Raw genomic sequence first — 13,215 nt, 5'->3', positions numbered from 1 at the left:
ATGACCACCTACGTGCTCGACGGCAAGGCCTCGGCGTCGCTGCCGCGGCGACCCCTCGCGGTCCGCATGGCCACGGCGGGTGGCTCGGTGCTCAGTGCCCGGCTGGCCGCCCGGTCGGCCGACGGGCAGGCACCCCGCGTCATCCAGCAGTCCGGTGGTCTGCTGATCCTGCCGCGGGTGGACGGTGAGGTCACCATCGTCGCCGTCCCCGAGACCGGGCTCTCCCGATTCGATCCGGGCACCGTGCTGCATGTGTCCTTCGGCCCCGACAACCTCGACGATCTCTCCGCCGACGTCGCCCAGTTGACGCCGCGCGACGTGTCGGGGATGAGCTTCATCGAGCTGGCGACGGTCGCCCCGGGCGGTGCGGATTCGCTGGTCGTGCGGACACGTCTGGCGGTCCCCGACGCACCGCTGCCGCCTTTGGCCGCGAGTGCGCGGGTGGCGTGCCGCGCGGTGCTGCGTGCCGATCAGATCGCCGAGACCGACACCCACAGCGTGCGCTGCGTCATCGACACCTCCGCCTCGATGGCACGGCTGTTCGCCGACGGTGTGGTGGCGGCATCCGGGGAGGTCATCGCCGGAATCGCCGCGGTGATCGGCGAAGGGGCGGCGGTGTCGTGTGCGTTTGCCGGCGGTGACGTCACCGACATCGAACCGGCCCGGCTCGGTGACTTCCTGGCCCGTCCCCCGGCCCGTGGATACGGTTTCGTCACCCCCGTCGAACCGGCACACCCGCTGCCGGACGCGTCACGCTCGCTGACGATCGTCGTCACCGACGGCACCACCGCGGCGGCGGCAGCCACATCGCCCTCGGCGTCGACGGCGACACTGGTGCTGTCCGCGGCGCACTCGGCCGTCACCCGCGCCGGTTTCACCGGCGCACTGTTCCCGCCCCCGCCGGCCGGTCAGGACCCGCGTGCCGCCCTGGCCGCCGACACCGAACAGCTCAGCGCCATCGTGTCGGGGCTGCTGGCGCCGACCGGACTGGTCGGTGCACGCCGATGACGACGGGATACGTCGGCACCAAGTGCCCGCGCTGCTTCAATCCGCTGCCCCACGACCGGGTGTCGTGGACGGAGGCGACCCCGGAGTCGGTGTCGCACAACCCGACCGCGTCGGCCTATGCCGGTGTGGACACCACCACCGGGGTCATCCACAGCGCCGACCGCCCGCTGGGTGGCGCCGCCGACTGGGCCCCCGCCGGCTACGACCCGGCCGTCCACGTCGAGGTCTGTCCCACCTGCCATTACACGCTGCCGCCGCTGTGGCGGTGGGGTGATGCGACCTGCATCGCGATGGCCGGGGCCCGCTACACCGGCAAGACCGTGTTCATCGCGGTGCTCATCAAACAGTTGCAGCAGTACGCCGAGCGGTTCAACCACGAGGTCATCCCGGCCGACGAACTGACCGCCTCGCGGTACGAATCCATCTACGAGACACCACTGTTCGTCGAACGCGGCATCGTGCAGGCCACGCCGAGCGCCGCGTCGCAGGCACATCACCCGCTCGTCTTCAGCCTCGGCATGTGGGACGGCGTCAACCGCTTCCTGGTGATCCGCGACGTCGCGGGCGAGGACCTCGAGGAGGCCAAGGTGGGTGGACGCGCGTGGGAGTTCTTCGCCCGCGCCGACGCGGTGCTGTTCCTCTTCGATCCGCTGCGGGTGGAGGACGTCTCCGATCAGCTCCGCGACCTCATCCCGGACACCGCGCGGGTCGGTGGTGATCCGCGCGAGGTGCTGCGCGTGGTGATGCGCCTGATCTCCGGCGGCAATCCGAGACTGGGTGTGATCCTGTCGAAATTCGATGCGCTGCAAGCACTGTCGAATGTGCGCCGAAGCGCGTGGGGTCGCGTCATGGGACATGCGGGTGCGGCGTTCAACCGCGATCCGGGATTGGTCAACCGACGCTACGACGAGGTCGACGGACAGTTGCTCGACGCCGAGGTGCGCAGTCTGCTGCAACGCCTGCACGCCGGGCCGTTGCTGCTGAACATGACCAATCCGGTCACCGGTCAGCAGTATCACAACCGGTTCTTCGCGGTGTCCGCACTCGGCGAGTCCCCCGAGGGAGAACGACTGCACCGCAACGGGATCTCGCCGTTCCGCTGCATGGATCCGATCCGTTGGGTGCTCGCCGACCGCAACGTCCTGCAGGAGTGAGTGATGTACCCGAACCCGTTCGGCGAACCGCCACCCGAGCACCGCGGCACCGGGTATCCGGCCGCGCCGCAGCAGGGTTTCACACAGTCCGGCATGCCGCAGCCGGGTGCGCCGTGGCCGAGCACCCCGCAGCCGGGTGCCGCCGGACACAATCCGTTCGCACCGCCGCCGTATCCGGCCGACCCCAATCCCTACGCCGCCAATCCCGCTACCGGCAATCCCTACGCCGCCAATCCCTATGGGCAGCCGCCGCCCACCGCGTCGCCACCCGCCGTCCGGCCACGACTCACCCGTCCACCGACCGTCGTCGCGGCCACCGCGCTCCTGGTGCTGGCTGCCGTTCTGGTGGTGGTGCAGGTGGTGGCGGGGTCGATCGCGATCGCCCGCGTCGACCGTGCCGTCGACGCCGCCTCACTCGCCGATCCCACCGACACCACCGCCTGGGCCGGCGACTGGATCGACACCGGGCAGACGTGGGCCATCGTGCTCGCCGCCCTCCTCGGACTGGCGTTCGTCGCGACCTATCTCGCGTTCGCGTACGCGGCGTGGAGCGCAAGGTCGTGGCCACGATTCGCCGCCCTGGTGTTGGCGGCGTTCTCGCTGTTCGGGCTGCTCGGTGGACCGATCACCATCGCCATCGTGGTGGTCGGCGTCGCGGCGACGGTGCTGCTGTGGGTGCCGCCATCCCGTCACTACGCCTCGCCGTACACACCGCCCCCACCCGACCCGTTCCGCGGCTGATCACTGATCAACCATCCCTGACCCTGCGACCCCACGAGGACTTCGATGCCGACAAAAACGCCCGACCGCCTGGCCGTGGTCGTCGCCGCCCTGGACTGGGATGCCGAGCACACCGCCGACGATCGGCTCGACCTCGACCTGACCGCATTCGTCCTCGGTGGTGACGGGCAGGTGATCTCCGATGACTACTTCGTGTTCTTCAACAATCTCTCCTCCCCCGAGCAGGCCGTCCGACTGACCGGTGGCACCGACGGGGTGCGCTCGGAGACCCTCGTCATCGACACCACCGAGCTGCCACCGCAGGCCCGCTCGGTGGTGATCGCGGTGACCGTCTACGACGGGCTGGCCGGATTCGGCCAGGTGGCCGACGCCGTCATCACCGTCGACGACAGCGCCTGCGGCAGCGTCGCGGAGTACTCGCTCAGTGCCGGGCATCGGGATGCCGCGGCCGTCGTCTACGCCACCCTGGTCGTCGAGAACGGCAAGTGGCGGTTCCAGGCCTCCGGTGAGAAGTTCCCTTCGCTGGCGGCGATGACCGATCGTTACGGCATCAAGACCTGATGCACGCGCGACGCTGGGTGGCGATCGGCCCGAACGGACTCGACGACCTCGCGTTCGTCGACGCCGAGGTGGTCCCACCGGGCGTCGGCGAGGTGACCGTCGAGGTCGCCGCCGCCGGGGTGAATCCCGCCGATCTCAAACACGCGATGGCGGCGACGGAGTTCCCGCTGCCGATCGGTTACGAGGTGGCCGGACGGATCGCTGCCGTCGGTACGGACACCGCGATCGCCTCGGGTCCGTGTGCGGTGGGTGAGGAGATCCTCGCCTTCCGGGTGCGGGGTGGATACGCGACCGCACTCACCGTGCCCGCGGAGAAGGTGTTCGCGCGACCGCCCACCCTCGGCGTCGACGAGGCCGCGGGTCTGCTGCTGGCCGGAACCACCGCCGCCGACTTGCTGCGTGCCGCGCGCGCCGAACGTGACGACCTGATCCTGCTGCACGGCGCGTCCGGTGCGGTGGGGATGGCCGTCCTGCAACTCGCCGGCCTGCGTGGCATCCGGGTCATCGGTACCTGCGGTCCGTCGAGTGCCGAGCGGGTCCGCCGCTTCGGCGGCCTCCCCGTCGAGTACGGGCCCGACCTGCTCGGCCGACTGCGCACCATGCTCGGCGGCCATCGGATCGACGCCGCCCTCGACGCGGTCGGCACCGACGAGGCGGTCGGGGCGTCGCTGGCGCTGGTCGCCGACCGTTCCCGCGTCGTCACCGTCGCCGCACCCGCCCGCGCCGCGGCGGAGGGTTTCGTCGCCCTGGGTGGACGCCTGCCCGAGAGCGCCGAGTTCCGCGACACCGTGCGCTCCAGCCTGATCCGGCTTGCGGGCAACGGCGAACTCGTGGTTCCGATCGCGGCGACGTTCCCGCTCGAGCAGGCACGCGACGCCGTGGCCCTGGTGTCCGGCGGACACGCCGGGGGCAAGGTGGTGCTGCATGTGTGAGATCAGCTGCGGCGTATGGGGAGTTCTCCCCTCACACACCACCATTCCGCGCGTGTAGCACAAGGGTCTGACACCAGAATGGGGGCCATGGGGAGTTCTCCCCTCTCCCAACATGATTCCCCTCGATGGGGACTTCTCCCCTCCGGCGCGGCTACCACCGAGATGGGGAGTTCTCCCCCGCCACAACGTGATTCCGCCCATCGATAGCATGACCATCCGACACTCCGTGGCCATGGGGACTTCTCCCCCACACTCCACCGGTCGACAATAGATGTTGTTGCGCAACATGTTTCGTCGTATCGGCGATATCGGGTAGTTCTCCCCCGGTCGTGTGACTGGCCGAATTGCCTGCGCGGAGCTCGCTTTCGCGATCACGGCGACACACACTGTGACGGTCACCGAAACACCCCGGCTTTCCCGAAGGCGTGACGGCGCACCACTCTCCCGACACCCATTCCCCCTCGACGAGAAGGACCCCGTGATGAACATCAGCGACCTGGACCTGGCGGTGGCAGTGACCGAACGCGCACGCCGCCGCGTCCCCGCCTACGCCGACTTCCTCCGCCGCAACGGCGTCGACCCCTGCGACCGGGTCGACGCCGCGTCGTTCACCCGCCTGCCCGAGATGACCAAGGACAACTACCTCACCCATTACCCGCAGCCGGAGCGCTACTGGGACGGCCGGCTCACCGAGGCGACGGTGTGGTCGTCGAGTTCCGGGTCGTCGAGCGGTGTGCCCACCCAGTTCGGCCGTGGAGCCCTCGCCCTCGACCAGAGCGCCGCCATGTACGACCGGATCTTCACCGATTCGTTCGCCTCCCAGTCGCGGACGACGTTGCTCATCAACTGCTTCGCGATGGGCACCTGGATCGGCGGGACCTACACGATGGCCGGCGTCCTCGAACTCGCCCACCGCGGACACCACATCAGCATCGCCACCCCCGGCATCGACATCGAGGTGGCGGTGGCCACGCTCGCCGACCTCGGCCCGCATTACGACCAGGTGGTCCTGGCCGGGTATCCGCCGCTGATCAAGGACCTGCTCGACAACACCCCGGCGCATCTGCGGACCATGGACATCAAGATCCTGCTCGCGGGCGAGGCGATCACCGAGAAGTGGCGGGATCACGTCCTGGCGCTGCTCGGCCGGGAGGGAGAACCGGAACGGATCTGCCTCAAGTACGGCACCGCCGACGCCGGCCTGATGGGGTACGAGACGCCGACCTCGGTGGCCATCCGTCGGGCCGCGCTCGACGACGACGCGTTGTCGCAGTCGCTGTTCGGGGTGAGCGTCGACGAACCGCAGCCGACGTTCGTGCGGTATCACCCCGAATACCGTTACACCGAATGCGATTCCGAGGGCTATCTGCTCTTCACGGTCGACTCGGCCATGCCGTTGATCCGCTACCGGATCAACGATCGCGGAAAGGTGCTCGACGCCATCATGATCCGGCGTCTGCTGCGCGCCTCCGGGCAGACCGAACTCGCCGACCGGGTGGAGCTCGGCGCACATTTCCTGGTGCTGCACGGGCGTACCGACATCGCGGCGATCTTCCACTCGCTGAACATCTATCCGGACAACATCCGGCCGGCGTTCGAGGAACCGGATCTCGAGAACGCCCTCACCGGACGGTTTCTCGTCGAGGTCCTCTCCGACGAGGAGCATCGCCAGTCGCTGCACATCCGGGTGGAACTGGCCCGCGGCGTCGGAGGCGATGCGCGGATCGCCGAGCTGTTCACCGAACGCAGCCAGGCGTCACTGGTACGCACCAACTCCGAATACCGCACGCTGAGTGCATCATTGGGCGGCGCCGCCCGACCCGTCGTATCCCTGCACGATTACCACTCGGCCGGTTTCGGCTCGGGTGCCAAGGACGTCTACATCCGAAAGGCCGCATGATGATCGAGATGCTCCACCCCACCCGCGACCGCCGTCGCCTCGCCACCCTGCTCGACGACGAGGGTTACCGGTTGGTGGATGCGTGGGTCAGCGCACTGCCGGAACTGACCGCACTCGCACGGTTCAGCGGTGATCATGTTCCGGGGGCCGACGAACTCGACGCCCACAGCCGGTATGCGGTGTACCCGTGGCGACGCACCGTCGTGCGGGTGCCCGTTGACGACCTCTTCCATCGGCTGCGCACCGCACGGAACCGTTTCCTCATCACCGACGACGAGCAGCGGGCGTGGTCGACGGCGCGGCTGGCGATCGCCGGACTGAGCGTCGGCGCGTCGGTCGTCGGGGTCGCCTCGCTGACCGGGGCACGACGATTCCACCTCGCCGATCCCGACACGTTGGGGCCGACCAATCTCAACCGGCTCTCCGGGTCGGTGTGCGACCTCGGGGTGGCCAAGGCGACCCTGGCGACCCGGCGCGTGCTGGAAACCGATCCGTATGCGTCGGTGGTGGCGTGGGAGCAGGGGTTTCGCCCGTCCGCGGCGTCGGACTTCCTGCGTGGCCGCGACGGCCGCCCGGTCGACGTCGTCATCGAGGAGATGGACGACCTGGCGATGAAGGTCGAGATGCGACGCCACGTCAAGCTGGCCCGGCTGCCGCTGATCATGGTCACCGACGACGGTGACAACGTCATCCTCGACGTCGAACGCCACGATCTCGACGCCGATTACCCGCCGTTCCACGGATCGGCCGGGGACATCACCGAACTGGATCTGGCCACCCTGCGCGATCCGGCGAACCGGGTGCAGTTGGCCGGCGCCATCGTCGGCCACGACGTGGCGCCGCGCCTGGCCCGGGCGCTGGCAGAGGTGGGACACACCATCCCGTCGTGGCCGCAGCTGGGCACGGCGGCCAGCCTGGCCGGTGTGGTGGGCGCGTTCGCGGCCCGGACCATCGTGTGTGGCGGTGAGTTGCCTTCGGGCCGTTACCGTTTCGCGGTGGACAAGGCGGTGGCGGCATAGCGAGTGGCCCTCGGGATCAGATCAGGGCACCAGGACGTCGGAATGGCCGTTGCGGCGGCACCAACTGCGCAGGTACCGGGCGTGCACGCCGCACCAGCGGTACACCGACGCCTGCGTCATCGGGAGGTCCTCGTCGTGTTCACCACGTTTGATGATCATCGGGCCGAGGTAGTGGCTGGTGATCTTGTTGGCGGTGTTCGGCGACACCTTGGCCACCCGCGCCAGGGAGGCGTTGTCGGAGACGTGCCCCGCCGCGATCGCGCCCGCCATCCGTCCCGCGGTGTTCCCGCGTTGGCCGGCGAACAGTTCGTAGAGGCTCGGTCGGCGATTGCCGGCCGAGCCGTCGCCGATCCGGCGTCCGAGGGCGGCCGAGCGCAGGGAATCGGAGAACACCCTGAATCCTTCGGCCTTCGCCACCACCCCGACGACCTCGGGTCGTTGCCGCGCCTCGTCGAGGAGATCGTCCTCCATGCTGTGACCCTGAGTTGCCAGCAGCACCGGCGCGAGACGATCATGTGTCCGCAGTGCTTCGATGACGTCGAGACCGTCGAAGGACCACTCGGTGTCGGGCCGGTTCCACACCAGGTCGGCCGAGACCACATCGAACCGGACGCGTCCGGCGACATTGTGGATGAAGTCGCCCTCGTCGGTGGCCACCACAACGGTCCAGTCGGGGTACGCCGTCGCGAGCGGCGCCGCGATCACCTTGCCCAGCGGGGAGGCGATCAGCACCCGCATACCTTCGCTCATGCGTTAATTGTGCCTCACAACGATCGATCGTGCGTAATCGCGCATGATTAGCAGGGGTCAGAACCGTTTCATGCTCAACTCCGCCGATTTCATGTCGCAAGATATGGTGACTCGCGCATCTCCGGACGACAGTCTTGATTGCGTGACATCACATCGTGGACAACTCACCGTTGCCGTCGCCGCCGAAGGCGACATCACCGACACCGCCCTGTGCGCCTACGTCGAACGGCTCGGCTTCACGGCTGTGCTCGTCCACGCCGACGCTCCGGTGACCGCGGCTCCCGACCCGGCGGACGCCGTCGACGTGGTGCTGATCCGGTCCGCCCATCAGATCCCCGCCGTTCGCCAGCACTCCTGGCTCTTCGAGGCGGCACTCGTCGGCATCGGTGTCCGCGCCGGTGACCCCCGCGGAATCGACGTCGCCGACTCGGGACGATCGGCCTCGGTGATCGCCGGTTACCTCGCCGACCTCGCCGAGAACCGTCAGCCCCGGACCGCCACCGTCCGGATGACCGAACGCGAACGGCAGATCCTCACCACCTACGCCCTCGGTGCCACGATGAGCGCGACGGCCGCCGCTCACCACATCGCCGAGAGCACCGTGCGCGAACACTATCGGCGTGTGGTCCAGCGCTACAACGACGCCGGGCGCCCGATCGGCAACAAGGCGCAGCTCCTTCTCCGGATGATGGCCGACGGCTGGGTACAGCCGCGCGAGATCCTGAGCGCGGCCGGCTGAACCTGCCCGACTCGTAGGCCGTGGCCTTCGCCTCTCGTGCGGAGGGCCCGCGGCGGCCCACGATGGAGGTATGACGCCGCCACCCACGCCACTGCGCACCCGCCCCTGGTCGGCCTGGGTCCTGGCGGTGGTGGAGGCGTTCATCGCCTACCAGGCGGTCGCCGGTGGTATCGCACTCATCGACGATCGTTGGGAGATGTCGCGGGAATGGTTGCAGCGCACCCCCTTTGACACGTGGACCGGTCCCGGCTGGGTGCTCATCACGCTGATCGGGATACCTCAGGCCCTGGCCGCCCTGGTGATCGTGGTGGTCGTCGTCGACGCGCGCCTGGCCGTCCTGGCCGGGTTCCTCGCCGGGGCGTCGCTGCTGGTGTGGATCGCCATCCAACTGGCCCTGCTGCAGGTGTTCTTCTTCCTCCAGCCGGTGATCGCCGTCGCCGGACTGATCGAGATCGGGTTGGCGTGGTGGTGGCGACGCCGGATCGATGCCCGCCGGACGGCATGAGCCGTCGGTGACCCGTGTGTCACATGGCACAGTGGATCCGTGCTGCTACTGCCCACGATGTTCCCCAATGCACCCGACCTCGACGATGCCGTCGTCATCGGCGACGACCGCCTCTCGCGCGAGGAACTCGTCGGCGCGGCGACCGCGGTGGCCGAACGCATCCGCGGGGCGCACACCCTGGCCGTCCTGGCACGGCCCACGATCTCGACGATCCTCGCCATCGCGGGCGGTCTGATCGCCGGCGTGGCCATCGTCCCGGTGCCGCCGGATTCCGGACGCCGCGAACTCGACCACATCCTCACCGACTCCGGCGCGCAGGCCTGGCTCGGCGACGCCCCCGACGACGCCACTCTCCCGACGATCCCGGTGCGGCGGTATGCGAAGTCCTGGCATTTCCATCCGGAGCCACCGGCCGATTCCGTCGCACTCATCCTCTACACGTCCGGCACCACCGGATTACCGAAGGGTGTGCCGATCACGCGTCGCGCCATCGCCGCCGGTCTCGATGCCCTCGCCGATGCCTGGGACTGGACCGCTGCCGACACCCTCGCGCACGGGTTACCGCTGTTCCATGTGCACGGGCTGATCCTCGGGGTGCTGGGACCGTTGCGTCGCGGTGGGCGGCTGCATCACACCGTCAAGCCGACTCCGGAGAACTATGCCCACGCCGCCCAGACGGGCGCGACCATGTTCTTCGGTGTGCCGACGGTGTGGTCCCGGGTGGGTGCCGATCCGTCGACGGCACGGGAACTGTCATCGGCGCGGCTCCTCGTGTCGGGCAGCGCGCCCCTGCCGGTGCCGGTGTTCAACGAGATCCGCGAGGCCACTGGCCACGAGATCGTCGAACGCTACGGCATGACCGAAACCATGATCACCGTCAGCACCCGCGCCGACGGTGAACGACGTCCGGGCTGGGTCGGCATGCCGGTGACCGGCGTGCAGACGCGACTGCGTGAGGGTGCCGACGATCTCCCGCACGACGGCGAGAGCGTCGGTGACCTCCATGTCCGCGGCCCGATGGTGGCCTCGGGCTACCTGAACCGTCCGGAGGCGACCGCTGAATCCTGGCTCGACGACGGCTGGTTCGCCACCGGCGATGTCGCGGTCATCGGAGCCGACGGCATGCACCGCATCGTCGGCCGCCGCGCCACCGACCTCATCAAGTCCGGCGGATTCCGGATCGGCGCCGGCGAGATCGAGACGGTGTTGCTCGCCCATTCCGCGGTCACCGAGGTGGCCGTGGTCGGCGTCGACGACGACGATCTCGGGCAGCGGATCGTCGCCTACGTCGTCGGCGAGCAGGTTCCCGACGCCGAGTTGATCGATCTCGTCGCCGAGGAATTGTCGGCCCACAAGCGGCCCCGCGAGATCCGTTGGGTCGCATCGCTGCCGCGCAATGCGATGGGGAAGGTGCAGAAGAAGCTGTTGGGGTAGCACCCTGGTTTACGTAAACTGTTGCCGTACAACATGTTTCATCCAGGTGTCCGCAGAATCGAGGAGTTCGTCCGCAGTCGCGGGGCCATGCGGATTCCATCGTTCAGGTGACCTACCCGGCCCTGTCACATGTCCGACTCTTCCCATACAGTGTGGGTCATCGCACGTAGAGTGGCGGATGGCCGTTCAACGACAGAAAGGCAGCACAACCATGGGCGTAAGCCTGAGCAAGGGCGGAAATGTCTCGCTGACCAAGGAGGCCCCGGGACTGACCGCGGTCGCCGTGGGTCTGGGCTGGGATGCGCGTAGCACCACCGGAACCGACTTCGACCTCGACGCCAGCGCCATCGGACTCGGCGCCGACAAGAAGGTCCTCTCCGACCAGCACTTCGTCTTCTTCAACAACCTCAAGTCGCCCGACGGCGCGATCGAGCACACCGGTGACAACCTGACCGGTGAGGGCGAGGGCGACGACGAGGTCATCAACGTCGATCTCGCCGGCACCCCGCCGAACGTCGACAGCATCGTGTTCCCGGTCTCGATCTACGATGCCGACACCCGTGCCCAGTCCTTCGGCCAGGTCCGCAACGCCTACATCCGCGTCGTGAACCGCGCCAACGGCTCCGAGATCGCCCGCTACGACCTCTCGGAGGACGCCTCGACCGAGACCGCGATGGTCTTCGGTGAGATCTACCGCAACGGCGCCGAGTGGAAGTTCCGCGCCATCGGTCAGGGCTACGCCTCCGGTCTCGCGGGTATCGCCCGCGACTACGGAGTCAATGTCTGATTAGAGTAGTTCCCACCTCGGATGCCGCACTCGTTCATGAGACCGGGTGCGGCATTCGTCGTCCACCGGGCGTCGCGACGCGGCACGCCCTCCGCGTAACCAGAAAGGCCACGCCCTCGTGGTTGTCCGAATATTCGGCTTGTCCATCATCATCACGATCGTGTCGTTGATTGTCGCCTTCCTGTATGGCGGCACGACGGCACTGTTCCTCACCCTGATCCTCGGCATCCTCGAGGTCTCACTGTCCTTCGACAACGCGGTCATCAACGCGACCGTGCTGCGGCGGATGAGCGAGTTCTGGCAGAAGATCTTCCTCACCGTCGGCATCCTCATCGCCGTGTTCGGTATGCGGCTGGTGTTCCCGCTCGCCATCGTGTGGCTCGCATCGGGTCTCAGCCCGTTCCAGGCACTGGACCTCGCGCTCAACCCGCCGGCCAACGGCGCCGAGACGTTCCCGGACGGCAGCCCGTCCTACGAGTCGATCATCACCGACGCGCATCCGCAGATCGCGGCCTTCGGCGGCATGTTCCTGTTGATGCTGTTCCTGGGCTTCATCTTCGAGGAGAAGGAGATCACCTGGCTCTCCTGGATCGAACGTCCGCTGGAGAAGATCGGCAAGCTCGATCAGCTCGAGGTGGTCGTCGCCTCGATCCTGCTGGTCATCACCGCTGAGTTCATCGCGCCCGACGAGGAACGGTCGACGGTTCTGTTCGCCGGCCTGCTCGGCATGATCACCTACATCGTCGTCAACGGCTTGGGCGAGTTGTTCAACACCGAACAAGACGAGGACGATCCGGACGAGTCCGAGGACGAACGCGCCCAGGCGGAACGCACTCCTGCGGTGAACGAGGCGGCGTCGGTCGCTGACGCCGAACTGCGTCGCCGCTCCGGCCCCAGCGACCTCGCCAAGGCCACCGGCAAGGCAGGTTTCTTCCTGTTCCTCTACCTCGAGGTTCTCGACGCGTCGTTCTCCTTCGACGGTGTCATCGGCGCGTTCGCGATCACCGCGGACCCGATCATCATCGCCCTGGGCCTCGGCTTCATCGGTGCGATGTTCGTCCGTTCGCTCACCGTCTACCTGGTGCGCAAGGGCACGCTGAGCGAGTACGTCTACCTCGAGCACGGCGCCCACTGGGCGATCGGTGCGCTGGCCCTGATCCTGTTCTACTCGATCGGCACCCACGTGCCCGAGATCGTCACCGGCCTCGTCGGTGTCGTCCTGATCGCGGCCAGCTTCCTCTCGAGCATCATCCGGCGTCGCAACGAGCCGGAGGACGCGAAGGACCACATCGAGATCTGACACGTCCAGCAGTTCCGACAGCCCCCAGGCGACTATTCGCCGGGGGTTGTTGACGTTGATGGGGGCGACCACGACCGACTGTGCGACCCCACCCCGCCGATCGAGACCTCAGACTGTTGGCCGAGCCACCACCCCGCCGTCCGAGCCCAACCCCGCCAGCCGATCTCCAGTCTGTTGGTCGAGCCCCTCATCCCGCCGGTCGAGCCCCTCATCCCGCCGGCCGAGCCCCTCATCCCGCCGGCCGAGCCCCTCATCCCGCCGGCCGGTGAGTGTCAAGCTGTGGTGAGTCAGTTCCCGATTTTGTTGTGTTATGCGGTGGGTTGGTGGTGCAGGTTGATGGCGACGCGTTGCTGCGGTCGTTTGACTGTGGGTGGTTGGTGGAAAC

General features: G+C 68.1%; 13 protein-coding genes. 12 read left to right on the top strand and 1 reads right to left on the bottom strand.

The annotated features are described in order from the left end of the window. From ABLE94_RS22980 to ABLE94_RS22950, 7 genes are all read left to right on the top strand, one after another. Positions 1 to 1,008 (top strand): vWA domain-containing protein, encoded by a 1,008-nt coding sequence (locus ABLE94_RS22980; RefSeq protein ID WP_348806925.1) that lies wholly within the window; start codon positions 1 to 3, stop codon positions 1,006 to 1,008. Continuing rightward, positions 1,005 to 2,162, top strand: a complete 1,158-nt coding sequence (locus tag ABLE94_RS22975) for a TRAFAC clade GTPase domain-containing protein (protein ID WP_348806924.1) — start codon at positions 1,005 to 1,007, stop codon at positions 2,160 to 2,162. Before ABLE94_RS22980 ends, ABLE94_RS22975 begins: the two co-directional genes overlap by 4 nt. A gap of 3 nt (positions 2,163 to 2,165) precedes the next feature. Continuing rightward, positions 2,166 to 2,903: a hypothetical protein gene (locus ABLE94_RS22970; protein ID WP_348806923.1), complete on the top strand. Its 738-nt coding sequence runs from the start codon at positions 2,166 to 2,168 to the stop codon at positions 2,901 to 2,903. Between the two features lie 45 nt (positions 2,904 to 2,948). Continuing rightward, positions 2,949 to 3,464: a TerD family protein gene (locus tag ABLE94_RS22965; RefSeq protein WP_348810019.1), complete on the top strand. Its 516-nt coding sequence runs from the start codon at positions 2,949 to 2,951 to the stop codon at positions 3,462 to 3,464. Continuing rightward, positions 3,464 to 4,396: a zinc-binding dehydrogenase gene (locus ABLE94_RS22960; protein ID WP_348810018.1), complete on the top strand. Its 933-nt coding sequence runs from the start codon at positions 3,464 to 3,466 to the stop codon at positions 4,394 to 4,396. The genes ABLE94_RS22965 and ABLE94_RS22960 overlap by 1 nt, the downstream gene beginning before the upstream one ends. A 481-nt stretch (positions 4,397 to 4,877) precedes the next feature. After that, positions 4,878 to 6,296, top strand: a complete 1,419-nt coding sequence (locus ABLE94_RS22955; RefSeq protein WP_348810017.1) for a phenylacetate--CoA ligase family protein — start codon at positions 4,878 to 4,880, stop codon at positions 6,294 to 6,296. Between the two features lie 8 nt (positions 6,297 to 6,304). Further along, positions 6,305 to 7,315 carry a ThiF family adenylyltransferase gene (locus ABLE94_RS22950; protein ID WP_348806919.1) on the top strand — a complete coding sequence of 337 codons (1,011 nt, stop codon included), beginning with the start codon at positions 6,305 to 6,307 and terminating at the stop codon, positions 7,313 to 7,315. A gap of 21 nt (positions 7,316 to 7,336) precedes the next feature. Here ABLE94_RS22950 and ABLE94_RS22945 read toward each other — a convergent pair whose 3' ends face one another. After that, the gene (locus ABLE94_RS22945; protein ID WP_348806918.1) at positions 7,337 to 8,065 is read right to left on the bottom strand and encodes an MSMEG_1198 family transcriptional regulator; all 729 of its coding nucleotides are present in this window, start codon (positions 8,063 to 8,065) and stop codon (positions 7,337 to 7,339) included. A gap of 142 nt (positions 8,066 to 8,207) precedes the next feature. Here ABLE94_RS22945 and ABLE94_RS22940 point away from each other — a divergent pair, with 142 nt between their 5' ends. The 5 genes from ABLE94_RS22940 (at position 8,208) to ABLE94_RS22920 (ending at position 12,830) form a co-directional block, all read left to right on the top strand. Continuing rightward, positions 8,208 to 8,804: a helix-turn-helix transcriptional regulator gene (locus tag ABLE94_RS22940; RefSeq protein WP_348806917.1), complete on the top strand. Its 597-nt coding sequence runs from the start codon at positions 8,208 to 8,210 to the stop codon at positions 8,802 to 8,804. A 70-nt stretch (positions 8,805 to 8,874) separates the two neighbouring features. Next, entirely contained in the window at positions 8,875 to 9,309 is a 435-nt protein-coding gene (locus ABLE94_RS22935; protein WP_348810016.1) for a hypothetical protein, read from the top strand. A gap of 42 nt (positions 9,310 to 9,351) precedes the next feature. Beyond that, complete coding sequence (locus tag ABLE94_RS22930; protein WP_348806968.1) at positions 9,352 to 10,743, top strand: acyl-CoA synthetase; 1,392 nt, start codon at positions 9,352 to 9,354, stop codon at positions 10,741 to 10,743. A gap of 211 nt (positions 10,744 to 10,954) precedes the next feature. After that, on the top strand, positions 10,955 to 11,530 hold the full coding sequence (locus ABLE94_RS22925) for a TerD family protein (RefSeq protein ID WP_348810015.1): 576 nt from the start codon (positions 10,955 to 10,957) through the stop codon (positions 11,528 to 11,530). Positions 11,531 to 11,648: 118 nt separating this feature from the next. Beyond that, entirely contained in the window at positions 11,649 to 12,830 is a 1,182-nt protein-coding gene (locus tag ABLE94_RS22920; protein ID WP_348810055.1) for a DUF475 domain-containing protein, read from the top strand. Positions 12,831 to 13,215: the final 385 nt, after the last annotated feature.

This window comes from Gordonia sp. VNK1 (assembly GCF_040049135.1).
GTDB classification, from domain to species: Bacteria; Actinomycetota; Actinomycetes; order Mycobacteriales; family Mycobacteriaceae; genus Gordonia; species Gordonia oleivorans.
Note: the sequence above shows the minus strand (reverse complement) of the source record. Positions and strands in the feature narration are given on the sequence as shown.

Excerpts from the sequence above, each read along its gene's own strand:
- ABLE94_RS22980 (WP_348806925.1), top strand. The coding sequence starts at position 1 with ATGACCACCTACGTGCTCGACGGCAAGGCCTCGGCGTCGCTGCCGCGG.
- ABLE94_RS22975 (WP_348806924.1), top strand. The coding sequence starts at position 1,005 with ATGACGACGGGATACGTCGGCACCAAGTGCCCGCGCTGCTTCAATCCG.
- ABLE94_RS22970 (WP_348806923.1), top strand. The coding sequence starts at position 2,166 with ATGTACCCGAACCCGTTCGGCGAACCGCCACCCGAGCACCGCGGCACC.
- ABLE94_RS22965 (WP_348810019.1), top strand. The coding sequence starts at position 2,949 with ATGCCGACAAAAACGCCCGACCGCCTGGCCGTGGTCGTCGCCGCCCTG.
- ABLE94_RS22960 (WP_348810018.1), top strand. The coding sequence starts at position 3,464 with ATGCACGCGCGACGCTGGGTGGCGATCGGCCCGAACGGACTCGACGAC.
- ABLE94_RS22955 (WP_348810017.1), top strand. The coding sequence starts at position 4,878 with ATGAACATCAGCGACCTGGACCTGGCGGTGGCAGTGACCGAACGCGCA.
- ABLE94_RS22950 (WP_348806919.1), top strand. The coding sequence starts at position 6,305 with ATGCTCCACCCCACCCGCGACCGCCGTCGCCTCGCCACCCTGCTCGAC.
- ABLE94_RS22945 (WP_348806918.1), bottom strand. The coding sequence starts at position 8,065 with ATGAGCGAAGGTATGCGGGTGCTGATCGCCTCCCCGCTGGGCAAGGTG.
- ABLE94_RS22935 (WP_348810016.1), top strand. The coding sequence starts at position 8,875 with ATGACGCCGCCACCCACGCCACTGCGCACCCGCCCCTGGTCGGCCTGG.
- ABLE94_RS22925 (WP_348810015.1), top strand. The coding sequence starts at position 10,955 with ATGGGCGTAAGCCTGAGCAAGGGCGGAAATGTCTCGCTGACCAAGGAG.